Here is a 26,857-nt window from a genome sequence, read left to right on the forward strand (position 1 = left end):
ACCCCGAGTCGTTATCCGTCCACAGTCCGTCGCTCGGGGTATGCACCGGGGGGCCACCGTCGCGGCGCTGGCGCTGTGTCTCGTCACCGCGGGGTGTACCGGCCTCGTCGGGTCGGGGTCCCCGTCGGCCGGCGAAACGGTGACGCCGGCACCGGTCCCCGCACAACCGCCGGCCCCTGTCGCTCCGGGACTCACCGAGACGGGGGTCACCGACACGCGGGCGCTCGCACGGGCCCACGTGACGACGCTCGGAAACGTCTCCTACACCCTCCGGCACACCCGTACCGTCGAGACGGCGAACGGCACCGTCCGTCTGCGGCAGGTCACCACCGGCGAGTTCGGCGCGAACTACCGCGAGTACGTCGCTACCCGGACGATTACCGGCACCAGCGTCCCGGACACGGAGATTCGGACTCGCTGGACCGAGGGGCGTGCAGTCCAGTGGACGACGGTGAACGGGACGACCCGGCGGGCCATCGTCGCCGACGGCCGGGGTATCGGCGCACCACCACTGTCGCCCCGAGCGGCGCTGTTCTTCGACCCGACGTACAACGGCCGCATCGCTTCGCTGTTTTCGGGTGCGAACGTCACCGCCGTCACCCGGACCGGCGAGGAGGTCATGCAGACCTACCGGGCGCCGGTCTCCCGCGTCGTCGCCGACGGGGCGACCGACCGCTCACAGTTCCCCGTCGTCCCCGCCGAGCGAGTCGGGGACGTGCGCTTCACCGCCGTCGTCGGTCCCAGCGGCGTCGTCTACGGCTACGGCACGCAGTACACCGTCGTCCGGAACGGGACGAGACTGCGGGTGACCGAGTCCATGCGGTACAGCGACCTCGGGACGACGACGCCGGACCTCGGCGAGTGAGCTACTTCCACGGGTTCGGGACGAGGTCGGCCTGCACCGCCGCCCCCACCTCCAGTCGGGCGTCTGTCTCGGGCACGGCGATACAGGGCAGGACGTAGCCGTCGTCGAGGTGGCGCTCCTTGAGCGCACGTGGCGGTCGCCGGTGAGACACCTCGCCGTCGAGTAACCGGGCCGTACAGGTGCCACACGCGCCGGTCCGACAGCCAAAGGGGAGTGCGACGTCCGCTGCCTCGGCCGCATCGAGGACGGTCTGTCCGGCGAGGACGTCGACCGTCGCCACGCGGTCGGCGTCGCGCCAGACCAGACGGACGCGGGTCACTGCCAGACGTCGCTGGTACAGTCGCCGTCGGGCCAGCGGATCTCGTGGGCGCGGGCCGGCCCCTCGGGCAGGTCGCCGAAGTCGACGAGGAACTCCTCGTCCAGCGAGAGCGTCCCACGTCTCGGGTTCACGTCGGCTTTGAGCATCACCGACCCCTTCTCGCCTTCCTCGGGGAAGAACTGGTTGTCCCACGAGGAAAACAGCGAGGTCGTCCAGTAGAGGCGCTCGCCGTCCAGCGATAGCTGGATCATCTGCGGCCCGGCGACGAGGTCGCGCCCCTGTACTTCTCGGATGTCGCCGAAGTACCCGCCGATGGAGATGGAGTCCGCCTTGCGCGGGTTCGACGGGTCCGAGATGTCGTACATCCACACCTCGCCGTGGAGCCAGTTCGACCCGAAGAGGTAGCGGTCGTCCATCGAGACGAGGATGTCCGTCGGCAGTGCGGGGACTGGCATGTCCCAGTCCTCGTGCTCTCTGTCCTCGAACTCGATGACCGGTTCGGCGTGGTACTCGCCCCCGTCCGCCCAGAAGTGGACGATGTTCGAGGACAGCGCAGCCCCGACGTAGCCGTGCGTGCTCTCGGGCGTGTGGAGGAATCGTGCCTCCAGTGGAATCAGCCCGTCCTCGCCGAGGTCGATGGTCTGCTCGACGGTGCCGGCCTCCCAGTCCCAGAAGTTGAGCCGCTGGCCGTACTTGCCGTTCTCGACGTCTTCTAAGTCGAAGCCCGGGTAGTAGGTCTTCGGCGCGGCCCACTCCGTCGAGAGCATCACGTTGTGGCGTGGCTGGTACCAGAAGTCGTAGTTCATCTCGATTTCGCCGGGCGGGTCCCAGCGGCCCTCGACCTCGAAGTCGTCGTTCAGTTCGAGGAAGCCACCGGGGAGGTCGCCGTCGGCGTCCCCGAGCATGCTGATGAGTATCTCCCCGTCGGGGATGCAGTGGACGGTGTGGGGTGCCGAGAGGTCGTGTTCGTACACCTCTTCGGGTTCGATAACCGTCGTTATCTCCGGGTCCCGCCGGTCTTTCGTGTCGACGACGTGGATGCGCGAGGAGCGCTGGCCCGGGACGATCAGATGGCGGCGCTCCAGCCCCTCGACGTGACAGGACGACGAACAGGCGTTCCACCCGAAGTGGTGGAGTTCGTCGCCGCGGTTTGGCATCTGGACGCGCTCTACGATGTCGCCGTAGGTGTCCGAGTCCGGGTCGACGTCGACGACGGCCAGAAAGTCCGGCGCGTCGACGTCCTGCCCGACGTGCAGGCCCATCACGTAGGCCGTCTCCTCCGGTTCGGACTCCTCGATGGCCGCCTGTGGCGTCAGATAGCCCGGCCCCTCGTGGTCGTGGTGGTCGTGTACGTCCGCCTCGGTCGGCTGTTCGGCATCACTCATACGTAGTGCCAACGAGTGACACGATCCTTGGTCGTCGGTTCTCGGCCGATGCCGCCGGTACGTGTGAGATTCGACGTCCGATAGTTTGTGACAACGAAATATAGTATCTTCTAGGTCGGCAAGCGAATTGCTGCGTGTAGAAATGTAAATCGTCATGTGTGTATAGCGCCGAATCCGGACCGTCGAGAGGCCCTCTCCCGGCGACTTCGCGCTCCTGACCGCTCACAGACGGCGGCAATTGTTGCTCGTTACCGTGGCACATGCAAGGTCGGTCAGACAGTCACCGCACTGACGCCCGTAGCGTGACCGGTCCCAACGCACCTCGACACGTCTCAGTTGCTCAGCGAGCGTTTGAGCGACCACCAAGTACTTTCCGTTCGGCTGACATCGCAGGGTATGAAGCGCCGCTCGTATCTCGCCCTCCTGAGTACCGCTCTCGGTGCTGGCTGTGTCTCGCCGCTCGACAGCACCGGGCCGGACGGGCGACAGCCAGACGGAACCGGGACCGAAGCGACGCCAGCGTCACCGTCGAGCGCCGAGCGGTCCACCGACGCCGACGACGCGTCCGGCCCCACGCGAGTCGTCGAGACGATAGCGGTCGGGACACGAGAGGGCGTCGAGAACCCGGGCGACAACGGGCCACACGGCGTGATGGTGTGGAACGCCGGGTCGAACGCCCGCGAGATAGCGGTCAGTGTGCGAGCGGCCGACGACGGCCCGTCGCTGGAGCGCCGCAACGAGTACGCCGCCGACACGACCCGCCGGTTCGAACTGCTGACGCCCGCATCCTACACCGTCGAGATTCGCGTCCCCGTCGACGGCCGGCAGACGACGGTCGGCGTCGACCGGAACTGGTTCGACTGCAACCGCTCCAGTCACCGAGTCAGAGTGCCCGGCGTCGGACCGATTACGTCGACGGCGTCCTCGACGCTGCTCGCGTGTCCCCGGGGGACCGTCACCGAGTCGTAGTCTCCGGACGGATACGGAGTGCTCCGGACCGCTCCGTGGACGAGATTTTTGGTTCAATGCCCCGTCACATCGCGTATGGCCGGCGACCCCGCCACCGACGCCACGGTAGAGGGCGCGAGCGAGTACAAGGGGTCGGCCACCCGGTCACGCCTCGCCGGCATCGCCCGCTTCTTCCTGAAACTCGGGCTCATCGGATTCGGCGGGCCGCTGGTCCACATCGCGATGATGGAGGACGAACTCGTCGGCGAGTGGACCGACGAGTCGACGTTCATGGAGGGGCTGGCCATCTGCAACATGCTCCCGGGGCCGGCCTCGACCCAACTGGGCATCTTCATGGGGTGGGTCCGGGGCGGGAATCTGGGGGCGCTCGTCGCCGGCGCGACGTTCATGGCGCCCACGTTCGTCATCGTCGTCGCGCTCACGTACGTCTACTTCGCGTTCGGCCAACTCCCGTCGGTGCAGGCGTTCTTCTACGGCGTGAACCCCGTCGTCATCGGCCTCATCGGCGGTGCGGCGTACTCGATGGGTCGGAGTTCGCTGCGGGAGGGGCGACCCGACCTCACGGTCACGCTGGGCGGCGACGAGTGGACGATAGACCTCCGTCTGTTCGGGTTGCTCACGGGTGCGCTGGTCGCCACCGTCCTCGTGAACCCGAACCCGGTCGTCGAGTTCGCCGTCGCCGGGGCCGTCGCCGTCTTCCTGTTTCGCCCCGAGTGGGTCCGAGCCAACTGGCGGCGCGTCTCGCTAGGAACGCTCGTCGCCCTCGCAGTCGGAACCCTCTACGCGTTTCGCGCCCGCGCCGCGACCGTTCTCGGTGACACACTCCCGCTCCCGGCGGCGCTCACCGGCCTGTTCGCCGCCGTCTGGGGCAACCTCTGGATCAAACTGTTCCTGTTCATGCTGTACACGGGGTCCTTTATCTTCGGCGGCGGCCTCGTCCTCATCCCCTTCATCGAGAAGTACGTCGTCGGCGTCTTCGGGTGGCTCACCGCCACGCAGTTCGTCGACGGCATCGCTATCGGCCAGTTGACGCCCGGCCCGGTCGTGATGACCACGGCGTTCGTCGGCTACAAACTGATGCTCGACGCCTACGGGTCGGTCGGGTGGGCCGTGCTGGGCGCGTTCGTCGCCATGCTCGGCGCGTTCGCCCCCTCGTTCCTCTTCATCACCGGCGCGTTCCCCTACGTCGCGCGCGTCCGGGACGACGAGACGGTACGGGCCGCGCTGTACGGCATCAACGCCGCCGTCGTCGGCGCCATCGTCGGCGCGACGGTGACACTCGCCGTCGACGCCTTCGCCGTCGTCGGTGGGTCACCGTTCGGCGTGACCGGCGTCGACCCGTTCCGGGTGGCCCTCGCAGTGACGACGTTCGCCCTCTTCACCCGGGACGTGGACGCGATGTACCTGATTCTGGGCGGTGGGCTGGTCGGTGCGAGCGTGTTCTTCGTGGTGTGAGGGCAAGGCCAGTCAAAAGATTAGCAGCAGAAGAGTTGCAGTGAGCATCCGGCGCGCGGACTACCGCTCCGAAGGCGCGACAGGAGCACGCCGCGATTTTCCCCACGTTTTTGCACGACCGAGGGCGGCTTTGCCGCCCGAGGGAGTTGCAAAAAGTGGTCTTACCTCACGGGCTTCGCCCGTTCGCTATCGAGGTTCCTACGGAACCTCGCTTGCCTCGCGGCTTCCGCCGCTCGACTGTGAGGTAGGCCCTCGCTTCGCTCGGCCCTCCCTGCTCACGGCTTCGCCGCTCGCGATTTCGAGGTTCGTCGCGTTGCTCAGAACCTCGCTTACATCATGCCGCCCATGCCGCCACCCATGCCGCCCATGCCGCCGGGGGCGCCACCGGGGCCGCCGGGGCCGCCTTCGTCACCGTCGCCGGACGTCGAGAGGTCGCCGGCGGCGATGATGTCGTCGATCTTGAGCACGAGGTTCGCGGCCTCTGCAGCCGAGGAGACGGCCTGGGTCTTCGCGTGGGACGGCTCGACGACGCCGGTGTCGAGCGTGTTCTCGACGTCGCCGGTGAAGACGTTCAGGCCGGCGCTGACGTCGCCGTCCTCGTGGGCGGCGCGCAGGTCGACCAGCGTGTCGATGGAGTCGAGGCCGGCGTTCTCCGCGAGCGTACGCGGGATGATTTCGAGTGCGTCGGCGAAGGCCTCGACGGCGAGCTGTTCGCGACCCTCGACGGAGTCGGCGAAGTCGCGCAGCCGAGCGGCGACCTCGATTTCGGGAGCTCCGCCGCCGCCCAGCACCGCGCCGTTGGCGACGGTGGCGGCGACGACGTCTAACGCGTCAGTGACGCCGCGTTCCAGTTCGTCGACGACGTGGTCGGTCGAGCCACGCAGGAGGAGCGTGACGCCGTGGGCGTTCTCGCCGCCCTCGACGTAGAACAGCCCCTCGTTCTCGTCACGGGAGACGGTGCCGTGGCCGAGGTCGTCCTCGCTGGCCGAGTCGAGGTCCGAGACGATGCTCGCGCCGAGGACCTCCTTCAGGAACTCGATGTCGGACTTCTTCGCGCGCTTGACGGCGAGGATGCCCTTCTCGGCGAGGTAGTGCTGGGCCATGTCGTCGATGTTCTTCTGGCAGAACAGGACGTTGGCACCGGTGGCCTCGACCTTGTCGACGAGGTCCTTGAGCTGCTGTTCCTCCTTATCGAGGAAGTTCTGGAGCTGGCTCGGGTCGTCGACCGAAAGCTGGGCGTCGACTTCCGTCTCGTCCAGTTCGATGGCGGTGTCCATCAGGAGCACCTTCGCGTCGTCGACCGAGGTGGGCATCTCCTCGTGGACCGGGTCCTTGTCCACGACGGCGCCTTCGAGCAGTTCGGAGTCGCCGGCGGAGCTGCCGGTCTGGGTCTCGATGTTGAGGTACTCGAGGTCGGCGACGACGGAGCCGTCGTCGGCTTCGACGGTGACCGCGTTGACGGCATCGACGATGATCTGGGCGAGCAGTTCCTTGTTGAGTTCCGCGCCCTTGCCGGTCATCGACGTCTCGGCGACCTTCTTTAAGAGTTCCTCGTCGTCGGGGTCGACGTCGGTCGCGATGTCGTTGATCTCGGCTTTGGCTTCCTTTGCGGCCATGTCGAAGCCCTTGATGATGGCCGTCGGGTGGATATCCTGTTCGAGGAGGTCCTCGGCGTTCTTCAGGAGTTCCCCGGCGATGGCGACGGCGGAGGTGGTGCCGTCACCGGCCTCGTCCTCCTGGGTCTCGGCGACCTCGACGATCATCGAGGCCGTCGGGTTGTCGATGTCCATCTCCGTGAGGATGGTGACGCCGTCGTTCGTGACGGTGACGTCACCCATCGAGGAGACGAGCATCTTGTCCATCCCCTTCGGTCCGAGTGTCGAGCGTACGGACTCGGCGACCGCGCGAGCGGCCGAGATGTTGTGCTCCTGTGCGGACTTATCCTTCATCCGTTGGGCGTCTTCACCGAGAATGATCATCGGCTGGCCCTGCATTTGGCGCTGGCTCATAGTCAGCGAAAGATTGCATGTGGTTCTATATAAAAGTGTGGGATAGGAGCGAATCACGGGGGCAATATGAATCCACAGACCACCGGTGAAACCGCCACACTGCGACCGAAACCGCAGATTATCGTGTTACTGTTTGGCACATCGTCTGTCCACCCGTGCCGCCGGTTTATATATCTACTCGGCGGGCTCTTTCCAGTGGACGATAGCCGTCCCGACGACGAAGGCGTCGTCGCTGTCCCGATCACGTTCGAACTGGAGCGTGTTCGCCCCGGCGTGGAGTTGGTCGGCGCCGACGGTGTCCATCCAGTACTGCCACCCGGACCCCGGCGCGATGTCGAACCCCGACAGTGGCTCGTCGTTGAGGCAGATCTCGTGCGTGAACGCGTCGACGTCGTACACCTGCATCTCGACGTACGGTTCGGCCGGCACGTCGGTCGGCACCTCGAAGGTGACTGGGTCGGTACTGTCGCCGGAGAACTCGGCCCACGGTACGTCGAGGGAATCCTCGTCCGGGCCGAGATGCTGCTGGAACGTACACCGTGCGTAGTTCGCGCGTCGCGTCATACCGGACTGACGGCCGGCACCCAAATAAAGCAGGGTGCGAGTCGGCACGGCGACGTCCGGAGCGCAGACGTGGTCAGTAAAGCGGCTCCGGGCCCGGCGGCATCGCGCGCTTGTGCGCGCTGGACTCGTACATCTCGCGGACCCGTTCGACGACGGATTCGGGGACGCCGATGTGGTCGGCGGTGGCGGTCTTCGGGACGCCGCCGTCGACGTGGAGCGCGAGTATCGAGTCGAGCGTGTCGTAGTCCATCCCCATCTCCGTGGCGTCGGTCTGGCCGCTCCACATCTCGGCGCTCGCCGTCTTCTCGGCGAGGTCGTCGGGGACGCCGACGTGTTTCGCGAGTTGGCGGACCTGCTGTTTGTACAGCGGCGCGATGGGGTGGCAGTCGACGGCACCGTCGCCGTACTTCGTGTAGTAGCCCACCAGCGCCTCGCTCCGGTTGCCGGTGCCCAGCACGAGGGCCGTCTCGTGGTTGCCGACGAGGTAGTTCAGCACGGCGCGACAGCGCACGCGGAGGTTCCCCACCGCCAACTGGTCGCCCTCGGCGTCGGGGTAGGCGTCGAGGAACGCGTCGACCAGCGGGTTGATTTCGACGACGTCGTACTCGATGCCCAGCAACTCGTCGGCGACCCGTTCGGCGTCGCTCATGTTGTCCGCGCGGTTGACCTCGCTGGGCATGACGAGGCCGTGGACGGCGTCGGGGCCGAGTGCCTCGACCGCGAGGTGGCTGGTCAGCGTACTGTCGATGCCACCCGAGAGGCCGATTACCGCCCGGTCGACGCCCGCGGCGTCGAGTTGGCCCTCGACGAAGTCGGTGATGTGCTCGCGGTGCGCCTCGAGTTCGGCCTCCGAGAATGTGAGGTCGAGCGGGTCGTCCGCCCGCACGACGGTGTCGGCTTCGGCCATACCTATCGGTAGGCCTAACCGAACAAATAGCCATCCATCGACGCGGTATTTTCGGACGTGCGTCCAGCGATCGGACTACATCCGGAGACAGTGTCCACCCTGTGGACGTCCCGCCGGAAGCGCTACGTTCAAGTGCGACGGTCGTAGAAACTGTTAGTGAACGCGTCGGTGACGAGCGGTTCCGCAGGAATCGCGACACGCCGCGCGAGTGCAGTGCGCCGGTGGTGAGCAAACCCCTCGGGTTTGCGAGCCACGGAGCGCGAACGAAGTGAGCGCGCCGGTGGTCCAGTGGTAGGACAGAGCCTTCCCAAGGCTCTAGCCCGGGTTCAATTCCCGGTCGGCGCATTCTGTTACGACGGGCCCGTGAGCGGCGCCGCTGGCGGAGTGCTCCAACGGCAAAGAAGACGCGGTACACGTCCGGAAACCGGCGACCAGCGGAGACACACCGGACGGGTGAGCGGCCCGGTGCGCGGTGTCATCCGGTGATGAGCGACACACGCCGTAACGAGAGCGCGTCGGCGTTTCGGGACCTACACATTCTTGTGTGGGAGGGGCTAACCAGTTAGGTATGCATAGCGGGGTTACCGTCCTCGTCTGCGGGAGCGACGAGGCCGCCGTCGCGGAGACGGCACGCGCACTGGCTCGGGTGGGGGACGACTTCGAACTGGTGACGGCCGACGGCGAGGCGACGGCGAGTTCCGTCGGCGCAGTCGACTGTATCGTGAGCGACGGCGTCGACGTGCCACCGCTGGTGGCGGGGCTACGGGAGACCCGTCCCGACGTCCCGGTCGTCGTCTTCGGGACTGGGTCAGCCGACGCCGTCGACGGCGTCCTCGAAGATAGCACGACCGACTACGTCCAGCGAGGGACCGACGGGCAGTACGTCGTCCTCGCCCACCGCATCGAGCAAGCGATCGCGGCCGCCGACCGCGGGTCCGGGGCCGTCGGTGCCGGGGAGTTCGACCGCCACGGCGAGGTCATCGAAGCGCTGGACGACGGGGTGTACGCGCTCGACGACGAGGGGCGATTCGTCTTCGTCAACGGCGGGATGGCGGATCTGACCGGCTACGACGCCGACGAACTGCTCGGCGAGCACACGGGCGTCATCAAGGACCGCGAGACGGTCGAACTGGCCGAGTCGAAACTCGCCGCGTTGCTCTCCTCGGACGACCCCGACGACGTGGGGACGACGTTCGAACTGGAGCTCCGGCGGGCCAACGGCGAGACGCTCCCCTGCGAAGACCACATGACGGTACTGTACGGGCCGGACGGGGAGTTTCGCGGCACCGCGGGCGTCATCCGTGACATCACCGAACGAAAGCGCCGCGAGGAGATGCTCTCTGCGCTACAGGAGACCTCCCGGGCGCTGATGCAAGCCCCCAGTAGAGAGGCGGTAGCGACCATCGTCGCGGGCGCGGCCGAACGCGTCCTCGGACTCGATATGGCCGTCGTCCGACTGTACGACGCCGACGAACGAGTGTTGCGACCGACGGCGACAACGGACGCAGTGGTCGAGCGACTCGGCGAGCGCCCGGTCTACGCACTCGACGAGGGACGACCGGGAGAAGTGTTCGCGTCCGGGGAAGCCACGACACAGAGCGAGGCCCACGAACTCGACGACGCCGACCCGGCGGTCCAGTCCGGACTGTACTTCCCGATCGGCGTTCACGGCACGCTGAGTGTCGTGTCGATGAAACCCGACGCCTTCGACGACATCGACCGGCAGGTCGTCGCACTGCTCGCGACCAACGCCGCGGCGGCGTGCAACCGCGCCAAGCGCGAACAGGAAGTCCGAGAGACCCGAGAGCGCATCGCGACCATCCTCGACCGCATCAACGGCCTCATCGAGAACACCGTCGAGGTGCTGGTCGAGGCGACCACCCGCGAAGCCATCGAGGTCGGCGTCTGCGAGCAACTGGCCGCGACCGACCCCTACACCTTCGCGTGGGTCGGTCGTCCCGACGTCCGCGGGAACGCGCTGCTGCCCAGCGAGTGGGCCGGCGACGCCGCGATAGCGATGGACGACCTCTCGGTCCCGCTGGGCGACGGCGTGCCCGGCAGCGTCGCCTTCACCGACCACACCACCGAGATACTCGACGACCTCGCGGCCGCCGACAGTGAGTGGGTCGACCGCGTCCGCGAGGCCGGCGTCGCCTCGGTGATGGCCATCCCGCTGTCGTACACCGATTCGACCTACGGCGTCCTGTACGTCTGTGCCGACGAACCCGACGCCTTCGACGACCGCGAGCAGGTCGTCCTCGAAGCGTTGGGCCGGGCCGTCGCAAACGCCATCAACGCCATCGAGAGCGGGAAGATTCTCTCGGCGGACAAGGTCGTCGAACTGGAGTTCACCGTCGACGACCGCGATCTCCTCCTGAGCAGACTGTCGGCGTCGACGGGCGCGACGTTCACGTCGGCCGGCGCGGTCACGCAGGACGACGGGGCCATCCGCCTGTACCTCACGGTCGAGGGCGGAGACAGCGAGGCGATTCTCGCCGAACTGACCGAGGACGACACCGTCGTCAGCGCCACCTGCGTCGCCGAACACGAGGGGAGTTCGCTGTTCGACGTCACCGTCGGCGAGTCGCTGCTGGCGACGCTTGTCGACCACGGCGCGGTGCCGAAGGCCATCTCCGGCGAGAGCGGCATCGTCCGGTACACAATCGAACTCCCCTACGAGACCGAGGCCCGGGAGGTGTTCTCGCTGGTCGAGGACAACTACGGCAACACCGACCTCGTCGGCTACCACGAACACGAACGGCCGGTCCAGACCCAACAGGAGTTCCGCGCGTCGCTCGCCGAGCGGTTCACCGACCGGCAGGAGACGGCGCTCCGAACCGCGTTCCTCGGCGGGTTCTTCGAGTGGCCCCGCGAGGTGGACGGCGACGAACTCGCCACGGCGATGGACATCTCCCGGCCGACCTACCACCAGCACCTCCGGGCGGCCCAGCAGAAGGTGTTCGAGGAGTTGTTCGAGGGCTAGCGAGGGGCGCGAACGAAGTGAGCGGCCCTCGAAGCGAACGGGGAGCGAAGTGACCCGTGAGCAGTAGCGTGGCCCCTCGCTTCGCTTGGGCTCTCGAAAGTACCGAGCGGCGCGAACGAAGTGAGCGGCCCTCGAAGCGAACGGGGAACGAAGTGACCCGTGAGCAGTAGCGTGACCCCTCGCTTCGCTTGGGCTCTCGAAAGTACCGAGCGGCGCGAACGAAGTGAGCGGCCCTCGAAGCGAACGGGGAACGAAGTGACCCGTGAGCAGTAGCGTGACCCCTCGCTTCGCGCGCCCCTCGCTACTGCTCGCGGCTCGCAGGGCTCGCCGCCGCGCTGTGTCGAGGGACCGCACTGTGTTCGGCCCCTCGCTATCCTCGCAACCGCGGGATACTTGTCGGGGCCTCGCCTACCCACGGCCGACAGATGGACGCCCCGTTGTGGACCGAGACCCACGCGCCGGCACTCGAAGAGATCCCCCAGCAGAAGGCCCGCGAGCACCTGCAGGGCGCCGTCGAGGAGCCGATGAACCTGCTGGTCCACGGGCCGAAGGGGGCCGGCAAGACGGCCGGCGTCCGTGCCTTCGCCGAGACGGTCCACGACAACCCCGACGCCGACTTCACCGAACTCAACGTCGCCGACGTCTTCGACATGACGAAAAAGGAGGTGGCCAACGACCCGCGCTTCGCGTCCTTTATCGACAGCAAGCGCCGGCGCGAGTCCTCGAAGGCCGACCTCATCAACCACGTTCTGAAAGAATCGGCCAGCTACACGCCGATGTCGGGCACCTACAAGACCATCCTGCTCGACAACGCCGAGGGGATGCGCGAGGACTTCCAGCAGGCCCTGCGCCGGGTGATGGAGCAGTACTACGAGGCCACGCAGTTCGTCATCGCCACGCGACAGCCCTCGGCGCTGATCCCGCCGATTCGCTCGCGATGTTTCCCCGTCGTGATGCGGGCACCGACCCACGAGGAGACGGTGTCGGTGCTTCGAGACGTCGTCACGGCCGAGGACGCCGACCACGACGACGACGGACTGGAGTACGTCGCCGGGTACGCCGAGGGCGACCTCCGGCAGGCCATCCTCGCCACACAGACCACCTACGAGGAGGCCGGCGAGGTGACGATGGAGACGGCCTACGAGGTGCTTGCCGACGTCGAGGCCGACGACGCCGTCGCGGACATGGTCGAGGCCGCCGAGGAGGGGCGCTTCTCGGACGCGCGCTCGACGCTGGACGACCTGCTCGTCGACGAGGGGTACGGCGCCGACGACGTACTGGAGGAACTGCTCGGCGTCGCCCGGTCGCGGTACTCCGGCCAGCGGCTGGCCGAAGTCCACCGACTGGCCGGCGAGACGGACATGGCGCTGACCGACGCGGCCAACGAGCGGATTCACCTCTCGCGGCTGCTGGCGCAGCTACAGACGTAGCGTGTGAACTGCACACCAGCGACATCCCCGAGAACCGGGAGTTGCGGCTTCGAAATCCTTTTAGGCGCTTCGGCGGGAATCTATGGACAACGAACCATGGATATCGACATCATCGAGGAAGAAACGAACCCCATGTTGCACCGAACGGACGTCCGATTCGAGGTCGTCCACGACGAAGCGACGCCGTCCCGTCTCTCTGTGCGTGACTCTCTGGCGGCGACGCTGAACAAGGACGCCGAGGAAGTCGTCATCCACGAACTCGACACGAAGTTCGGCATGCGCAAGACGGTCGGCTACGCGAAGGTCTACGACAGCCCCGAGTACGCCCGTGACGTCGAGCAGGACCACATGCTCGAACGCAACAAGATCGTCGCCGACGGCGAGGAAGAGGCGGAGGAAGCATAGATGGCCCGCAACGAGTACTACGAGGACGGCGAACTGGTCAAGGAGAACTGCCCGCGCTGCGGCGACACGGTGCTGGCCGACCACGACGACCGCAAGCACTGCGGCAAGTGCGGCTACACCGAGTGGAAGTAAGGCCGCTTCATGCGCGTTCTCGGTATCGAGGGTACCGCGTGGGCAGCCAGTGCTGCGCTGTTCGAGACTGACGACCCGACCCGGGCAACCGACGAGGAACACGTCTTCATCGAGAGCGACGCCTACCAACCCGAGAGCGGCGGCATCCACCCGCGCGAAGCCGCCGAACACATGGGCGAGGCGATTCCCGAGGTCGTCCAGACGGCCATCTCCCACGCCCGCGAACGGGCAGGTGGCGACGACCCACCGATCGACGCCGTGGCCTTCTCACGCGGGCCCGGTCTCGGTCCCTGTCTCCGCATCGTCGGCACCGCCGCCCGCGCCGTCGCCCAGCGGTTCGACGTCCCTCTCGTGGGTGTGAACCACATGGTCGCCCACCTCGAAGTCGGGCGCCACCGCTCCGGGTTCGAGTCGCCGGTCTGTCTGAACGCCTCCGGCGCGAACGCCCACTTGCTGGGCTACCGGAACGGCCGCTACCGCGTGCTGGGCGAGACGATGGACACCGGCGTCGGCAACGCCATCGACAAGTTCACCCGGCACGTCGGCTGGCAACACCCCGGCGGTCCGAAGGTCGAACGACACGCCCGCGACGGCGACTTTCACCCGCTTCCCTACGTCGTCAAGGGGATGGACTTCTCCTTTTCGGGCATCATGAGCGCCGCGAAGCAGGCCTCCGACGACGACGTGCCGGTCGAGGACGTCTGTCGCGGACTGGAGGAGACCATCTTCGCCATGCTGACCGAGGTCTCGGAGCGAGCGCTGTCGCTGACCGGCGCCGACGAACTGGTGCTGGGCGGCGGCGTCGGCCAGAACGACCGCCTCCAGCGGATGCTCCGCGAGATGTGCGACCAGCGCGGCGCCGACTTCTTCGCGCCCGAGAACCGCTTCCTGCGGGACAACGCCGGCATGATAGCCATCCTCGGCGCGAAGATGTACGCCGCCGGCGACACCCTCGCTATCGAGGAATCGGGTATCGACTCGAACTTCCGGCCCGACGACGTCGCGGTGTCGTGGCGCGGTCCCGAGGAGTCCGTCGACCGCGTGGTCGAGACGGAGACCGAGGTACAGGGCGCCGAGGCGACGGTCACCATCGAGGCCGACCGCGTCGTCAAGGACCGGGTCCCTCGAAGCTACCGCCATCCGGCGCTCGACGAACGGTTGCGAATCGAACGGACCCGACAGGAGGCCCGTCTCACCAGCGAGGCCCGGCGACACGGCGTCCCGACGCCGCTGGTTCTGGACACCGACCCCGACGAGGCCCGACTCGTGTTCCAGCGCGTCGGTGACGCGGACCTGCGGGAGGCGCTGACCGCCGACACCGTGGCCGCCGTCGGCCGCTCCCTCGCACGAATTCACGACGCCGGGTTCGTCCACGGGGACCCGACCACTCGCAACGTACGAGTCGACACCGGCCGCGAGGACGGCCACGTCTTCCTCATCGACTTCGGACTGGGCTACTACACCGACGAACCCGAGGACCACGCGATGGACCTCCACGTCCTCGCCCAGTCGCTCTCGGGTACCGCCGACGACCCCGAGACATTGCTCGCCGCGGCCGAGGACGCCTACCGGGCAGAGAGCGACCACGCCGAGTCGGTCTTCGCCAGCCTCGACGACATCGAGGGCCGCGGTCGATACCAGTAACCGGAACGCACACGGGCCTCCCAGTCCTCACCCAGCGTATGAACTACATCGCGTGGGCGGTACTCGCGCTCGTCGGCTACACGCTCGTCCCGCCACTGGCGAAACTGGCGACGGCCGAGATCCCCAGCGACGTGGTGCTTCTCATCTCCAACGGGATACTCGTCGTCGCCGCCATCGGCCTCGTGGTCGCCACCGACCTCTCGGTGGCGAAGTACCTCAGCCACGAGGACGCTATCTACGCCTACGGCGCCGGCATCGCGCTGACCGTCGGCATCATCGCGTACTACCGGGCGCTGGCGGCCGGCCCGGTCAGCGTCGTCGTCCCCATCTTCGGAATGTTCATCGCGACCAGTTCCGTCATCGGCATCCTCTTTCTGGAGGAGTCCCTGACGGCGCGGAAGGCCGCCGGCATCGGGCTGGCGGTACTCGCCGTGTATCTCACGTCCGTCGAGTGACCACGCCGGGCGGTGGCCGGGAGCGGTCTCAGTGCCGCGAAGACGGGGGAGGCGTGCTATCGAACAGTCCGCCGAGCGAAGCGAGGCGGTTCACCGGCCGTTTTTCCATGTTTTTGCAAGGGGGGTGTCCGCAGCGAACGAAGTGAGCGAGGACACCCATCGCAGTAAAAAGTGGGTAGTGACAAACGACTTAACGTCGGGGTGAGTACACGGGCGTATGGCAGACAAACCGCAGTCAGGGACCTTGTTTGGCGTGCCGTACAATTTCGAGCGACCGAGCTTCAAGCGGTTAGTGTCGTCGTACTGGCAGCCCGGTGACGGGATGCTCGTCGAGAAACCGTTCGGCATCGGCTACACGCTGAACCTCGCCAACTGGCGGTCGTGGGTCGTCCTCCTCGTCGCCGGCGCCATGCTGTATCTCGAACGCAACAGCGGGTCCGAGGGCTTCGAGGACGAAGACGAGAAGGACGAACCCGTCGAAGTCGTCGTCGACTGAGACAGCGTCGACCGACAGCGGTCCACACGACGGACCGACGCTTCTTTTGTCGCCGCCCGCCCTGTCCCGGTATGCTCAATTTCGTGACGACCAACCCCGGGAAGGTCCGGGAGGCCACCGAGTATCTGGACGACGAGGTGGGTCAGTTCGACTTCGACTACCCCGAGATTCAGGCCGACGATCTGGGGGCGGTCGCGGCCCACGGCGCACGGTCGGCATACCGGGCCGCCGACGGGCCGGTCATCGTCGACGACGCCGGCCTGTTCATCGATACCTTCGACGGCTTCCCCGGTCCGTACTCCTCGTACGTCGAGGACACCGTCGGCGTCGAGGGCGTCTGGCGGATGACCGAACCCGAAGACGACCACGCCGCCGCGTTCAAGACGGTCATCGCCTACTGCGACGGCGGGGACTTCGCGGCGACGCCGGAACCGGGCGGGGTCGACCGTGGGGAGAGCGCGCCGGACGAGCGCCGGGGACAGGACCTCGCGAGCGACGAGCGCGGGGCCGCGACCACCGACGAGCAGGTGCAAGGCGGCGAGGAGTCGCTCCCGGTCAAGTTGTTCGAGGGGCGTGTTCCCGGCGAAATCGTCGCGCCGCGCGGTGACGGCGGGTTCGGGTTCGACCCCATCTTCGAACACGACGGTACGACGTTCGCCGAGATGAGCACCGAGGAGAAAAACGCCGTCTCCCACCGCGGGCGGGCGCTGGCGAAGTTCGCGGAGTGGTACGCCGAGCGATGAGCGAGGCGTACGTCGAAAGACGCGACTGCGTCTTTCGGAAGTCGCACCGGCGGCGCGAAGCGACGGCGGTACACCCCAAACGACCGGACGGGCGTGAGGGGAACGCCGAGCGATGAGCGAACGCGGCACGGCCCTGATTACGGGGGCGTCGGCGGGCATCGGCGAAGCGCTGGCTCGCGAGTTCGCCGGCCACGGCCACGACGTGGTGCTGGTGGCCCGGCGAGAGGAGCGCCTCGAATCGCTGGCCGCCGACCTCGAACGCGAGGGCGTGGCTGCCGAAACGGTCGCGATGGACCTCGACAGCGCCTCGGCGGCCGAGGAGCTACACGAGACAGTCACCGAGCGCGGCCTCGACGTCGATATCCTCGTCAACAACGTCGGCGTCGGCACCTACGGGCCGTTCGCCGAGAGCGACCTCGACGCCGAGCGCACCCAGTTGCGACTGAACGTCGTCTTGCCCGTCGAACTCACCCGACTGTTCCTCGACGAGTTCGACGGCGGCGGGAAGGTGTTGAACGTCGGCTCTGTCGCCGGGTTCCAGCCGGGACCGAACCTCGCGGGCTACTACGCCAGCAAGGCCTACGTCAACAGTTTCACCGAGGCTATCGCCGCAGAGTTGCGCGACGAGGTGGCCGTGACCCTGCTGTGTCCCGGCCCCGTCGACACCGAGTTCCAGTCCCGGGCCGGGATGGGCGACTCGGCGGTCGGTCGCCTCACCTCGAACACGCCCGAGGCCGTCGCCGAATCGGCCTACGAGGGGTTGATGGCCGGCGAGACGGTCGTGGTCCCGAGTCGGGCGATGCGGGTCGTGGATCTGCTGGGACGGGTGACGCCGCGGCCGGTCGTCCGCCGGGTCGCGGCGTGGGTCAACGGTGGGCGCTGAGTTTCACGGCTGAAAGCCGAGTCAGACAGGCGTGGTTTCCGAGGCAGAGCGGCCGCCCAGCCGATGTCCCCCTTTTCGAATTTCGAGAACGGCGCCGTGTATTGAAATACCGTACTGGCAAATACCGGCGTATGTCGAACACGTTCATCCGACGGTACAAGGGACTGATACGCAGGTCGCTCGACGTGTTCGGAGTCGCTGGCTCCGTCGAGCGGAAGGTACTGGCGGCCGTTGGCCTCCAGTTTGCGGCCTCGGTCGCACTCGCCGCCGTCGCGTTCCTCCTGAACGGTGTCGCACAGGTCGCTCTCACCGGACTGCTGCTGACGGGCGCGACGGTGGCCTTCGCCAATACGGTGTTCATCACCCGCGAGGACTTCGTCGACCCGGTCGTCACGCTCTCGGAGCGTGCGGACCGCATCGCCGACGGTGAGGTCGACGTCGACGTGCCAGACAGCGACCGCGAGGACGAGGTAGCGAGTCTACTGGCCTCCTTCGTCGCCATGCAATCGTCGCTGGAGACGGTGTCCCGGCAGGCCGACGCGCTCTCGCGGCAGGCGTTCGACGACCCGGTCATGGACGAGGACATCCCCGGCACCTTCGGGGAGTCACTGGACCGGATGGCGACCAACGTAGACGAGTACACGACCGAACTCCAGCAGATGACCGAGGACCTCGAACGCCGGTCTGCGGCGCTCTCGGAACTGGTGACGGCCTTCGGCGACGCGGCAGAGCGGGCGAAGACTGGCGATTTGACCGCGACTATCGACGCCGAGTTCGACGACGTCGACGAGGAGTTCCAGCGAGTCGTCGCCGATTACAACGACCTCGTGACGACGCTCGCTGACACCGTCGGTGAGGTGACCGAGTTCGCCGACGAGGTGGCCGAGACCAGCGACAGCGTCACCGAGAGCGTCGCCGAGATAGACCGGGCCAGCGACGAGATAGCCCGCTCGGTGCAGGAGATCTCCGCGGGCGCGAGCCAGCAGTCCGACCGTCACGACCGGGTCGCCGAGGACATGAACACGCTGTCGGCGACCGTCGAGGAGATAGCGGCCACCGCCGACGACGCCGCCCAGACGGCCGAACGGGCCGCGGCCCGTGGGCGGGAGGGTCGCGAGGAGGCCGCCGACGCGATCGAGGAACTGGAGACGATGACGGGCCGCATCGACGACATCGCCACGTCGGTCGACGGCCTCGTCGAGCAGATCGCCGAGATAGACGAGGTGGTCGACCTCATCACCGACGTGGCCGAGCAGACGAACATGCTGGCGCTGAACGCCTCCATCGAGGCGGCGCGGGCCGACGCCGAGGGCGACGGGTTCGCCGTCGTCGCCGACGAGGTGAAGTCACTGGCCGAGGAGACGCGCGACGCCGCCGCGGACGTCTCCGAGCGCATCGAGGCGGTCCAGACGGCCGCCAACGAGACCGTCAGCGACGTGGAGGCGACGAACGAGCGAGTCGCCGACAGCACCGACACCATCGAGTCGACGCTGCGGGACTTCGAGGACATCGTCGACGTGGTCGGCGAGGTCAACGACGCCATCCAGGAGATCTCCGACGCGACCGCCCAGCAGGCCGAAACGACACAGGAAGTCGTCGCGGCGGTCGACGAGGTAGCGGCCGTAAGCGACCAGACGAAGGCGGAGGCCGAGTCCGTCGCCGCCGCGACCCAGCAACAGACCGCGAGCATCTCCGAGGTGACCGACGAGGTCCGTTCCGTCGCCGACCGAACCGACGACCTGTACGACCTGCTGACGGCATTCGAGGTCGGCGACGGCGCTGCGAACCGGCAACGGGTGACGGCTGTCGCGTCGAGCGCCGACGACTAGGCCCGCGGGTCCCGGTCGGGACCGGGATACTCGCCGCCTTCGACGGCCTCGTACAGCGATGCCGGGTCGAACAGGCGGGCGAACGCGTCGGGCGACCGGACGCTCACCGGCATGTGTGGCTGGAGCGAGAGCCCGGCCTTCGCGCTCCGGAGACTCTCCTCGTAGGTGAGTAGGTGCGCGGCGTCGCCGCGATAGGCGGAGGCCAGCGCCGGGTGGTCGTCCTCGGGGTGTTCGACCGCTTCGCGTTCGCGCTCGATTCGCTCGCGCCACGCTTCTGCGAGCGAGGCGTCGCTCAGGTCCCGAATCACGGCCTCGCCGTCGTCCAGTAGCGGGTCGCTGGCGACGAGGGTAACCCACGAGTGTCGCCGGACGTGGTCGAGTGCATCGCGGGCAGGGTTGTCGTCACCACAGAGTACGTCCGCCGCGAGGACGTCGGCGTCGGCGACGACGCGGGCGGGCGCGGCCTCAGTCATCGTCGGCCTCCCCGCGGTGTGCCCGGAGTCGCTCTCGCACCGCGTCGACGCTCGTCTCGTGTGCCCGCGCTCGCTCGAACAGGTCAGCCCAACTCATGCGTGAGGGAACGACGGGCAAGGGAAAAAGCCGTGTCGTGTGCCGTCCGTCTGACGGGAGTTTATATCGGACGGGACTCTCCCCTCGATACGGGCGCGCAACGGCAATCTACACGCTGCTTGCGTGCTTGCAGCGCATCCCATCCTCCCGGCGCGCGCCCGGACACCGCACCCCCTTTCCGTTCTCGACCGAACCAGTCCGGACAGCTTCAGGTCCCGCCCTTGAGCGACGCCCGAACGTCGTCGAGGCCGTCGGGTGCAGCCATCACGGCGACGCTGTCGCCGGCCTCGATGACCGTCTGCGGGAGCGGAATCGTCATGGGTTCGTGGCTGCTGCCGTGGGCGTAGATGTGGGCGTCGCCCGGCAACTCCACCTCGACGACGCGCTTCCCGATGACCGGCGAGCCCTCGGGCACCTCGACGCTGGCGATAGACAGGCGTTCGGTCAGGTCCGCGAGGACGTTGAAGTCCCCGCCCAGCAGTGCCGTCTTTGCGCCGGCAGCGCCGAGACGTTCGGGGTAGATTATCTCGTCGACGTCGGCGGCGTACTTCTCGTAAATCTCCTCGCGGTAGTCGGCGTCGATGCGGAGGACGGTCCGACAGCCGTGTTCCTTGCCGATCATACAGGCCGTGAAGTTCGTGTTGAGGTCCCCGGTGAGGCCGCCGATGGCGTCGGCGGTGTCGATGCCGGCTTCTTCTAAGACCGACTCCTCGCTGCCGTCGCCGGCGACGACGGTGAACCCGTCGTCTCTGGCCCGGTCGACTTTCTCCGGTTCCCGTTCGACGATGACGACGTTGTGGCCTTCGCTCTGGAGGATGCGTGCGGTGCGGGTGCCGACGCGACCGTACCCGACGATGACGAACTTCATGGCGCGGGGTACGACATCCAGGGATAAAAATGTGAACGTGTGACAGGGGCGTCAGCCGGCGGTTTCGTTGGCGACGGTGACGGTGGCCGCGTCGGTCACTGGCTGGCCGTCGGCGACGTACGGCCCGTCGTCGTCGCCAGCGCTCGTGACGAAGTCGTACGTCTCGTCGTCCGTCGTCTCCAGATGCGGCATCGCGATGAGCGTCTGATTCTCGGTCAGAGTCGGCTCTTCGAACCCGACGCCGGGCACGTCGAACAGTTCGACGGTCACCTCGTCGTACTCGCCGGGTTCGAGGTACTCGGAGACGCCGATGACGCTCCCGACGACGTTGCCCTCCAGCAGGCTACTGTCGTGGACGACGACGTAGCCGCCCTCGGAGACGGAGACGTCGGTCACGACGACGCTCGTGCCCTCGGACGTCTGGTCGTCGAAGGTCACGCTGCCGGTCGGTGCGGCCGTCTCGTTCTCGTCCGTCTCGTTGTCGACGGGCGTCTCCGTCTCGTTGTCGGCGGGTACCTCCGTCTCGTTCTCGTCCGCGCCGGCGACAGTGACGTTCGCGGCGTCGACCACGGGTTGACCGTCGGCGAGGAACGGGCCGTCGTCGGCACCGTCGCTGGCGACGAAGTCGTACGTCTCGTCACCCGTCGTCTCGTTGTGCGGCATCGCGATGAACGTCCCGTCTTCGGTCAGTGCCGTCTCGTTGAATTCGGCGCCCTCGACGTCGAACAGCGTGACCGTGACGTTCTCGTACTCGCCCGCTTCGAGGTACTCCGAGACGCCGACGACGCTCCCGACGACGTTGCCATCTAGCAGGCTACTGTCGTGAATCGTCACGTATCCGTCGCTCGGCACGACCAGTTCGTCGACGGTGACGGTCGTGCCGTCGGACTCCTGATCGTTCATCACGACCGAGGCGGTCTCCGGCCCCGGCTCTTCGACGGTAATCTCGGCGAACTGACCATCGTCGCGGGTGAACACGCTATGGACGTACGTGCCGGGCGAGGCACCCTCCGTCGAGACGTTGAACGTCACGTCCTCGTCGTCCTCGTCGTCGATAGTGACCGACTGCGTCTCGACCAGCGAGCCGGCGAGCCAGAACGAGACGTTCTGCGTGGTGTCGAAGTCGTTCGGGTTCTCCAGTTCGACGTCGACGGTGACCGTGTCACCGGCCTCGACGGTGTCGGGCGCGTCGAAGTCCTCGATAGTGAACGACTCCGAGACGACGAGTTCGGCCGTCTGTCCGTTCGAGCGGGTGAACACGCCGTGGCGGTAGTCACCGGGGTCGAGTCCCTCCGTGTCGGCGCTGAACGTGACGACTTGGCTCTCGCCGGGTTCGAGCGTGAGGACCGCCCGGTCGGCGACGGCACCACCGACTCGGAACTCGACCGGTTGCGTGCCGCGCTGGGCGCCGTCGTTGGTCACCTCCGCGACGACGGTGACGGTCGACCCGGGTGCAGCGCTCTCGGGAGCCGACAGGATATCGACGGTGAACGACGCCGATTGGGCTGTCGGCCCGTCCTGTTGTTGTGGTGTTACTCCGGGGACGGCGGCGACTTGCGTGGCGACCGCACCGGTGGCTATCAATGCGAGCAATACGGCGAGCGTTCTGGATCGTATCATGGCTTAATTCGTGTCGTCAGTGGGCCGACGACGCGAACGATGGGTAGGAAGGAGCGCCGATAAACGGCTCAGACAGTTCAGAATCGAAGGTGCGGCCAACCGATTGCTAAGGCAGAGTTAGCGAAAGAAAGACGAGCTTTGTCCGTGAGTCGCCGTCGGCGTGTCGTGGGAGGTCCGGTATCAGCCAGCGGATTCACCGGACGTGCCGGTCTCGGTGCCGGTCTCGGTGCCGGTCTCGGTGCCCGTCTCCGTCGACGTCTCGGTGCCGCCCTCGGTTGGCGTCTCCGTGCCGGTACCCGACTCGGTGGGCGTGGCGGTTTCGGTGCCGCCCTCGGTCGGCGTCTCCGTCTCGGTGGTTTCGTTCCCGGCGTCGGCGACAGTCACGTTCGCGCTGTCGGTCACCAGTTCGCCGTCGACGACGTACGGGCCGTCCTCCAGACTGAACGTACTGACGTAGTCGAACGTCTGGTTGTCGTTGCTGTCGACGTGGAGCATCGCCGTGAGGGTCTGGTCTTCAGTCAGCGTCACCTGCGGACCCTCGTCGGCCGTCTCGGTGGCCGTCTCGGTTCCCGTCTCAGTTGTCGTCTCGGTTCCCGTCTCAGTTGTCGTCTCGGTTCCCGTCTCAGTTGCCGTCTCGGTTCCCGTCTCGGTGGCCGTCTCGGTTCCCGTCTCAGTTCCCGTCTCAGTTCCCGTCTCAGTTCCCGTCTCGGTTCCCGTCTCGTTCGCTGCGGTCTCGTTATCCGTCGCCTCGTCGTCCGTCGTCTCCGGACCGAAGTCGGCGCCGGGGACGTCGTACAGCGTGATGGTCACTTCGTCGTACTCGCCGGGTTCGAGATACTCCGAGACGCCGATAGCGCTGTTGAGCGCGTCACCGCCCTGCAGTAGTTCGTCGTGGATGACGACGTACCCGCCGTCCGGGACCGTGACGTTCGACACCGTCACGGTCGTCCCGTCGGACTCCTGGTCGTCGAACGTGACCGAGGGCGTGAGAGTCGTCTGGTTGGCTGTCGTCTCGTTGTCCGCCTGTGTCGCGGTGTCTGTCTCCGGTGTGTCCTGCTGTGCCGTCATACCGGGTACCGCAACCACCGCTTGCGCGGCGAGCATCCCGGTCACAAGGACAGCCAAAAACACAGCGACGAATTTAGTCCGTGTCATGTGAATCAGTAGCGTCAGTTCGTCGATGACGCGGGCGGTGGGACACGAGTCGGACCGATAAACCGCCACGACCGTTCAGAATCGAAGAGAGAGCCATCCGAGCGCAAGGCACACGTTAGCGCTCGAAAGGTCGGCTTTGCCGGCCGGCTTTCGACACGCGTTTACGCGGCGGCGGCCGACGGTACGACGATGCGAGTGACGTTCCTCGGGACGAGCGGTGCCATCCCGACGACCCAGCGAAACACAAGCAGTATCTTCGTCAACCGCGAGGGCGACTACCTCCTCTTTGACTGCGGCGAAGGCACCCAGCGCCAGATGATGCGCTACGGCACCGGGTTCGCCGTCGACCACCTCTTCGTCACCCACCTCCACGGCGACCACGTGCTTGGGATTCCGGGCCTCCTCCAGACGTTCGACTTCAACGACCGCGAGGACCCCGTCGCCATCCACACGCCGGCGGGCACCCGCGGGAACGTCAAGCAACTCATCGAGGCCAACGGGACCACCCCCTCCTACCCGGTCCGTATCAACGAGGTGTCGGCCGGCGATACCGTCCTGGAGCGCCCGGAGTACGAGATACGGGCCATCGCGACCGAACACCGCTGTGCCTCTGTCGGGTACGTCCTCGCCGAGGACGACCGCAAGGGCGAGTTCGACCGCCAGAAGGCCGAGGAGGTACTGGGCATCCCGCCGGGACCGAAGTACTCGAAACTCCACCGCGGCGAGGCCGTCGAACACGACGGCCGGACGGTTCAACCCGAGGAAGTCGTCGGCCCGTCGCGGCCCGGTCGGACGGTCGTCTACACCGGCGACACGCTCCCGACCCAGTCGGTCATCGAGGCCAGCGAGGGGGCAGACCTGCTGGTCCACGATGCCACCTTCGCCGAGGACCGGAAGGAACGGGCGAAGGCGACGGCCCACTCTACCGCGAAAGAGGCCGCCGACGTGGCCCAGCAAGCGGGCGTCCGGTCGCTGGCGCTGACCCACATCTCGACGCGCTACGCCGGACGGGCCGGCACACTCGCCGGGGAGGCCCGCGAGCGCTTCGACGGCGAGGCCTTCGTCGCCGAGGACGGGATGGAGCGCCACGTCCAGTTCCCCGACAGCGAGTAGGGCGCACCGACCGCAGATAGCGCGACATTTATTCATGCACGGCGTTGGTACGTACCAATGACATACCGGATGGTACACGTCGGCCTCGGCGGACAGGGTCGACACTGGGCAACCGAGGCGATTCCACCCAACGTCGACGCCGGCCGTATCGAAGTCGTGGCGGCCGTCGATATGGACCCCGAACGCCTCGAACGCGCCGAGACAGACCTCGACCTCTCTCCCGAGCGCTGTTACACCGACCTCGAGACCGCCCTCTCGGAGCGTGATGCGGACTTCTGTTCCGTCGTCACGCCGCCAGCGGCCCACGAACCCGTCATCGAGACGGCGCTGGACCACGGCCTCGACATCATCTCCGAGAAACCAATCGCCGACACGCTGGAAGGCTCGGTCCGCATCGCTCGGAAGGTCCGCGAGGCCGACGCGAAGATGGGCGTCACGATGAGCCACCGCTACGATCAGGACAAGACGACCTTCCGGCGCGCGCTCACAGAGGCCGGCCCCATCGACTACCTCACCGCCCGCTACACCGGGAACGTCCGCGAGCGTGGCCTCTACTCCGAGTACGTTCACGAGATGGGGGACATGCTGTTGCTCGACGGCGCCATTCACCACTTGGACATGCTCCGTGCGTTCGCCGACGCCCGCTGTGAGCGCGTCTACGCCGAGACGTGGGTTCCCGACGGCGCCGACTACGAAGGCGACTGCACCGGCCTCGTCACCCTCCACTTCGAGGACGGTACCCGCGCGCAGTACGAGGGGAGTTACGCCAACGCGACGACGCTCAACGGGTGGGGCCACGAGCAGTTCCGCGCCGAGTGCAAGGACGAGACCGTCGTCCTCGACAACCGCGAGGTCGAGCGGTTCCCCTTCGACCCGGACCGCGTGGGCAACTGGGAGGGCGTCCGGAAGGGCGACGGTCAGCAGGTACCGCCCGCCGAACGGCCCCTCTGGGAGAACGCGTGGCTCATCGAGCAGTTCTGCGAATGGCTGGACGGCGGCGAGCCCATGGCCACCCGCGTCGAGGAGACGCTCCAGTCGATGGCCATCGTCTTCGCCGCCATCGAGAGCAGCGAGCGCGGCGAAGCCGTGAACGTTCAGGCCCTCTTGGACGACGCTCGCCAGAGCGCCTAGGACGATACGGGTTGCTGTATCTGTTGCAGCAACTGCCGTGAACAGCCAGAAAGTCCCGACCGAATCAGGCGGGACTGAAAGGTACCACCAGCGTGGTGGTCGGCACAGTCGACCGCCCACGCTCCGAGAAGACGGCTGACGGAAACCGCAGGGACGAACGGAGTGATGCCGAGGACCGCAACGAAGCCCTCGACCGGGGAGAACGGGGCTTTCTGGCCGTTGTATCCGCAGTCCGAACGAGCGACACAGACGAGAGTCACGCCTCCGGCGAGAAGATGTCCTCGATGGCGCAGTCGTAGTGGTCGGCCAGCGCGAACGCCAGTTCCAGCGAGGGGTCGTAGCGGTCGCGTTCCAGCGCGTTGATAGTCTGGCGGGTGACGCCGACGGCGGCCGCGAGGTCCGCCTGACTCTCGCCGCGGCCCTCGCGGAGGGCGGGCAGGCGGTTGTTCATCGCTTCGACCGGGCGACGGCGACCATGAGCCCCCAGATGGCGAACAGACCGGCGACGAACCAGCCCAGATGCGCCAGCCAGAGGGGCCACTCGACGACGCCCAGCGCCCGCAGGGCCGTCAGCGTCGGGAAGACGACGGCCGAACTCATCCCGACGGCGGCGACGGTGTTGGCGCCGGCTTCCTGAAAGACGGTCGTGTCGCGCTCGTCGAACATGACGACCGACGAGCGGTGTTGCAGGGCGGTCGCGCCGAGCGCCCCCAGCGCGAACGCGCCGACGCCGACGAGCGGATACCCGGCGGCGATGAGCAGGGCGAATACGAGGCCGGCGGCGGCCCAGAGCCCGAAGTACGTGCGTCGATACGTCGTCGTGGTGTGTGCGGTTGCGGTCATCGGGAACCACGTAAAGCGGCCTTTCCGTAAAGCTCGCTTTACGTGTAAAACGTGCTTTACACACGAACTTAAAATTTGTCGTCA

Annotated in this window: 26 protein-coding genes and 1 tRNA gene; 16 read left to right on the top strand and 11 right to left on the bottom strand. The window is 67.1% G+C overall.

The window, feature by feature from the left end:
• Positions 1-40: 40 nt before the first annotated feature.
• Entirely contained in the window at positions 41-865 is an 825-nt protein-coding gene (locus tag NDI85_RS13515) for a hypothetical protein (protein ID WP_310916090.1), read from the top strand.
• Between the two features lies 1 nt (position 866).
• Here NDI85_RS13515 and NDI85_RS13520 read toward each other — a convergent pair whose 3' ends face one another.
• Together NDI85_RS13520 and NDI85_RS13525 are read right to left on the bottom strand one after the other, a co-directional pair.
• Positions 867-1,184, bottom strand: coding sequence for a 2Fe-2S iron-sulfur cluster binding domain-containing protein (locus NDI85_RS13520; RefSeq protein ID WP_310916091.1), 318 nt, complete (start codon positions 1,182-1,184; stop codon positions 867-869).
• On the bottom strand, positions 1,181-2,569 hold the full coding sequence (locus tag NDI85_RS13525) for a selenium-binding protein SBP56-related protein (protein WP_310916092.1): 1,389 nt from the start codon (positions 2,567-2,569) through the stop codon (positions 1,181-1,183). Before NDI85_RS13525 ends, NDI85_RS13520 begins: the two co-directional genes overlap by 4 nt.
• A 396-nt stretch (positions 2,570-2,965) precedes the next feature.
• On the opposite strand from NDI85_RS13525, the gene NDI85_RS13530 reads away from it, so the two are divergent.
• Complete coding sequence (locus NDI85_RS13530) at positions 2,966-3,538, top strand: hypothetical protein (protein ID WP_310916093.1); 573 nt, start codon at positions 2,966-2,968, stop codon at positions 3,536-3,538.
• A 75-nt stretch (positions 3,539-3,613) separates the two neighbouring features.
• Positions 3,614-4,993: a chromate efflux transporter gene (gene chrA, locus NDI85_RS13535; RefSeq protein WP_310916094.1), complete on the top strand. Its 1,380-nt coding sequence runs from the start codon at positions 3,614-3,616 to the stop codon at positions 4,991-4,993.
• Between the two features lie 329 nt (positions 4,994-5,322).
• On the opposite strand, the gene thsB is transcribed toward chrA, so the two are convergent.
• The 3 genes from thsB to NDI85_RS13550 form a co-directional block, all read right to left on the bottom strand.
• Positions 5,323-7,002 carry a thermosome subunit beta gene (gene thsB / locus NDI85_RS13540; RefSeq protein WP_189001486.1) on the bottom strand — a complete coding sequence of 560 codons (1,680 nt, stop codon included), beginning with the start codon at positions 7,000-7,002 and terminating at the stop codon, positions 5,323-5,325.
• A gap of 174 nt (positions 7,003-7,176) precedes the next feature.
• Entirely contained in the window at positions 7,177-7,566 is a 390-nt protein-coding gene (locus NDI85_RS13545; RefSeq protein ID WP_189001488.1) for a hypothetical protein, read from the bottom strand.
• Between the two features lie 73 nt (positions 7,567-7,639).
• A complete protein-coding gene (locus NDI85_RS13550) occupies positions 7,640-8,473 on the bottom strand; it encodes an NAD+ synthase (RefSeq protein ID WP_189001490.1) in 834 nt (277 codons plus the stop codon).
• Positions 8,474-8,747: 274 nt separating this feature from the next.
• Between NDI85_RS13550 and NDI85_RS13555 the strand changes: the two genes are divergently transcribed.
• From NDI85_RS13555 to NDI85_RS13605, 11 genes are all read left to right on the top strand, one after another.
• Positions 8,748-8,818: transfer RNA gene (locus tag NDI85_RS13555), tRNA-Gly, on the top strand.
• A gap of 223 nt (positions 8,819-9,041) precedes the next feature.
• Positions 9,042-11,456, top strand: a complete 2,415-nt coding sequence (locus tag NDI85_RS13560; RefSeq protein ID WP_310916095.1) for a bacterio-opsin activator domain-containing protein — start codon at positions 9,042-9,044, stop codon at positions 11,454-11,456.
• A gap of 425 nt (positions 11,457-11,881) precedes the next feature.
• The gene (locus tag NDI85_RS13565) at positions 11,882-12,886 is read left to right on the top strand and encodes an AAA family ATPase (RefSeq protein ID WP_189001493.1); all 1,005 of its coding nucleotides are present in this window, start codon (positions 11,882-11,884) and stop codon (positions 12,884-12,886) included.
• A 96-nt stretch (positions 12,887-12,982) separates the two neighbouring features.
• Entirely contained in the window at positions 12,983-13,291 is a 309-nt protein-coding gene (locus tag NDI85_RS13570) for a 30S ribosomal protein S24e (protein WP_166967012.1), read from the top strand.
• The gene (locus tag NDI85_RS13575) at positions 13,292-13,423 is read left to right on the top strand and encodes a 30S ribosomal protein S27ae (protein ID WP_135303338.1); all 132 of its coding nucleotides are present in this window, start codon (positions 13,292-13,294) and stop codon (positions 13,421-13,423) included.
• 9 nt (positions 13,424-13,432) lie between these two features.
• A complete protein-coding gene (locus tag NDI85_RS13580; protein WP_310916096.1) occupies positions 13,433-15,067 on the top strand; it encodes a bifunctional N(6)-L-threonylcarbamoyladenine synthase/serine/threonine protein kinase in 1,635 nt (544 codons plus the stop codon).
• A 38-nt stretch (positions 15,068-15,105) separates the two neighbouring features.
• Positions 15,106-15,522, top strand: a complete 417-nt coding sequence (locus NDI85_RS13585) for an EamA family transporter (RefSeq protein WP_189001497.1) — start codon at positions 15,106-15,108, stop codon at positions 15,520-15,522.
• A gap of 217 nt (positions 15,523-15,739) precedes the next feature.
• Positions 15,740-16,018 (top strand): DUF5808 domain-containing protein, encoded by a 279-nt coding sequence (locus NDI85_RS13590; RefSeq protein WP_189001499.1) that lies wholly within the window; start codon positions 15,740-15,742, stop codon positions 16,016-16,018.
• A 71-nt stretch (positions 16,019-16,089) separates the two neighbouring features.
• Complete coding sequence (locus NDI85_RS13595) at positions 16,090-16,761, top strand: non-canonical purine NTP pyrophosphatase (protein ID WP_310916097.1); 672 nt, start codon at positions 16,090-16,092, stop codon at positions 16,759-16,761.
• Positions 16,762-16,873: 112 nt separating this feature from the next.
• Positions 16,874-17,644 carry an SDR family oxidoreductase gene (locus NDI85_RS13600; RefSeq protein WP_310916098.1) on the top strand — a complete coding sequence of 257 codons (771 nt, stop codon included), beginning with the start codon at positions 16,874-16,876 and terminating at the stop codon, positions 17,642-17,644.
• A gap of 131 nt (positions 17,645-17,775) precedes the next feature.
• Positions 17,776-19,473, top strand: a complete 1,698-nt coding sequence (locus NDI85_RS13605; RefSeq protein WP_310916099.1) for a methyl-accepting chemotaxis protein — start codon at positions 17,776-17,778, stop codon at positions 19,471-19,473.
• Here the strand turns inward: NDI85_RS13605 and NDI85_RS13610 are convergent.
• The 4 genes from NDI85_RS13610 to NDI85_RS13625 form a co-directional block, all read right to left on the bottom strand.
• Positions 19,470-19,946 carry a hypothetical protein gene (locus tag NDI85_RS13610; protein ID WP_310916100.1) on the bottom strand — a complete coding sequence of 159 codons (477 nt, stop codon included), beginning with the start codon at positions 19,944-19,946 and terminating at the stop codon, positions 19,470-19,472. The genes NDI85_RS13605 and NDI85_RS13610 overlap by 4 nt on opposite strands.
• Positions 19,947-20,251: 305 nt before the next feature.
• Entirely contained in the window at positions 20,252-20,911 is a 660-nt protein-coding gene (locus NDI85_RS13615; protein ID WP_189001508.1) for a TrkA family potassium uptake protein, read from the bottom strand.
• Between the two features lie 51 nt (positions 20,912-20,962).
• Positions 20,963-22,531 carry a CARDB domain-containing protein gene (locus NDI85_RS13620; protein WP_310916101.1) on the bottom strand — a complete coding sequence of 523 codons (1,569 nt, stop codon included), beginning with the start codon at positions 22,529-22,531 and terminating at the stop codon, positions 20,963-20,965.
• A 180-nt stretch (positions 22,532-22,711) separates the two neighbouring features.
• Positions 22,712-23,599: a hypothetical protein gene (locus NDI85_RS13625; protein ID WP_310916102.1), complete on the bottom strand. Its 888-nt coding sequence runs from the start codon at positions 23,597-23,599 to the stop codon at positions 22,712-22,714.
• Between the two features lie 276 nt (positions 23,600-23,875).
• Here NDI85_RS13625 and rnz point away from each other — a divergent pair, with 276 nt between their 5' ends.
• Positions 23,876-24,799, top strand: coding sequence for a ribonuclease Z (rnz, locus tag NDI85_RS13630; protein ID WP_189001511.1), 924 nt, complete (start codon positions 23,876-23,878; stop codon positions 24,797-24,799).
• A 57-nt stretch (positions 24,800-24,856) separates the two neighbouring features.
• On the top strand, positions 24,857-25,930 hold the full coding sequence (locus NDI85_RS13635; RefSeq protein ID WP_310916103.1) for a Gfo/Idh/MocA family oxidoreductase: 1,074 nt from the start codon (positions 24,857-24,859) through the stop codon (positions 25,928-25,930).
• Between the two features lie 256 nt (positions 25,931-26,186).
• On the opposite strand, the gene NDI85_RS13640 is transcribed toward NDI85_RS13635, so the two are convergent.
• Together NDI85_RS13640 and NDI85_RS13645 are read right to left on the bottom strand one after the other, a co-directional pair.
• The gene (locus NDI85_RS13640; protein ID WP_166967036.1) at positions 26,187-26,381 is read right to left on the bottom strand and encodes a helix-turn-helix transcriptional regulator; all 195 of its coding nucleotides are present in this window, start codon (positions 26,379-26,381) and stop codon (positions 26,187-26,189) included.
• Positions 26,378-26,773 (bottom strand): hypothetical protein, encoded by a 396-nt coding sequence (locus tag NDI85_RS13645; protein WP_189001513.1) that lies wholly within the window; start codon positions 26,771-26,773, stop codon positions 26,378-26,380. The genes NDI85_RS13640 and NDI85_RS13645 overlap by 4 nt, the downstream gene beginning before the upstream one ends.
• Positions 26,774-26,857: the final 84 nt, after the last annotated feature.

It is taken from the genome of Haloarcula sp. S1AR25-4, from assembly GCF_031624555.1.
GTDB classification, from domain to species: domain Archaea; phylum Halobacteriota; class Halobacteria; order Halobacteriales; family Haloarculaceae; genus Haloarcula; species Haloarcula pellucida.

Bases quoted from the DNA above. Each gene is read 5' to 3' on its own strand.
- NDI85_RS13590 (WP_189001499.1), top strand. From the start codon at position 15,740: ATGGCAGACAAACCGCAGTCAGGGACCTTGTTTGGCGTGCCGTACAAT.
- NDI85_RS13545 (WP_189001488.1), bottom strand. From the start codon at position 7,566: ATGACGCGACGCGCGAACTACGCACGGTGTACGTTCCAGCAGCATCTC.
- NDI85_RS13560 (WP_310916095.1), top strand. From the start codon at position 9,042: ATGCATAGCGGGGTTACCGTCCTCGTCTGCGGGAGCGACGAGGCCGCC.
- NDI85_RS13595 (WP_310916097.1), top strand. From the start codon at position 16,090: ATGCTCAATTTCGTGACGACCAACCCCGGGAAGGTCCGGGAGGCCACC.
- NDI85_RS13550 (WP_189001490.1), bottom strand. From the start codon at position 8,473: ATGGCCGAAGCCGACACCGTCGTGCGGGCGGACGACCCGCTCGACCTC.
- NDI85_RS13605 (WP_310916099.1), top strand. From the start codon at position 17,776: ATGTCGAACACGTTCATCCGACGGTACAAGGGACTGATACGCAGGTCG.
- NDI85_RS13525 (WP_310916092.1), bottom strand. From the start codon at position 2,569: ATGAGTGATGCCGAACAGCCGACCGAGGCGGACGTACACGACCACCAC.
- NDI85_RS13625 (WP_310916102.1), bottom strand. From the start codon at position 23,599: ATGACGGCACAGCAGGACACACCGGAGACAGACACCGCGACACAGGCG.
- chrA (WP_310916094.1), top strand. From the start codon at position 3,614: ATGGCCGGCGACCCCGCCACCGACGCCACGGTAGAGGGCGCGAGCGAG.
- NDI85_RS13610 (WP_310916100.1), bottom strand. From the start codon at position 19,946: ATGACTGAGGCCGCGCCCGCCCGCGTCGTCGCCGACGCCGACGTCCTC.
- NDI85_RS13600 (WP_310916098.1), top strand. From the start codon at position 16,874: ATGAGCGAACGCGGCACGGCCCTGATTACGGGGGCGTCGGCGGGCATC.
- NDI85_RS13615 (WP_189001508.1), bottom strand. From the start codon at position 20,911: ATGAAGTTCGTCATCGTCGGGTACGGTCGCGTCGGCACCCGCACCGCA.
- NDI85_RS13635 (WP_310916103.1), top strand. From the start codon at position 24,857: ATGACATACCGGATGGTACACGTCGGCCTCGGCGGACAGGGTCGACAC.
- NDI85_RS13620 (WP_310916101.1), bottom strand. From the start codon at position 22,531: ATGATACGATCCAGAACGCTCGCCGTATTGCTCGCATTGATAGCCACC.
- NDI85_RS13515 (WP_310916090.1), top strand. From the start codon at position 41: ATGCACCGGGGGGCCACCGTCGCGGCGCTGGCGCTGTGTCTCGTCACC.
- NDI85_RS13640 (WP_166967036.1), bottom strand. From the start codon at position 26,381: ATGAACAACCGCCTGCCCGCCCTCCGCGAGGGCCGCGGCGAGAGTCAG.
- NDI85_RS13565 (WP_189001493.1), top strand. From the start codon at position 11,882: ATGGACGCCCCGTTGTGGACCGAGACCCACGCGCCGGCACTCGAAGAG.
- NDI85_RS13530 (WP_310916093.1), top strand. From the start codon at position 2,966: ATGAAGCGCCGCTCGTATCTCGCCCTCCTGAGTACCGCTCTCGGTGCT.
- NDI85_RS13580 (WP_310916096.1), top strand. From the start codon at position 13,433: ATGCGCGTTCTCGGTATCGAGGGTACCGCGTGGGCAGCCAGTGCTGCG.
- NDI85_RS13645 (WP_189001513.1), bottom strand. From the start codon at position 26,773: ATGACCGCAACCGCACACACCACGACGACGTATCGACGCACGTACTTC.
- rnz (WP_189001511.1), top strand. From the start codon at position 23,876: ATGCGAGTGACGTTCCTCGGGACGAGCGGTGCCATCCCGACGACCCAG.
- thsB (WP_189001486.1), bottom strand. From the start codon at position 7,002: ATGAGCCAGCGCCAAATGCAGGGCCAGCCGATGATCATTCTCGGTGAA.
- NDI85_RS13585 (WP_189001497.1), top strand. From the start codon at position 15,106: ATGAACTACATCGCGTGGGCGGTACTCGCGCTCGTCGGCTACACGCTC.
- NDI85_RS13570 (WP_166967012.1), top strand. From the start codon at position 12,983: ATGGATATCGACATCATCGAGGAAGAAACGAACCCCATGTTGCACCGA.
- NDI85_RS13575 (WP_135303338.1), top strand. From the start codon at position 13,292: ATGGCCCGCAACGAGTACTACGAGGACGGCGAACTGGTCAAGGAGAAC.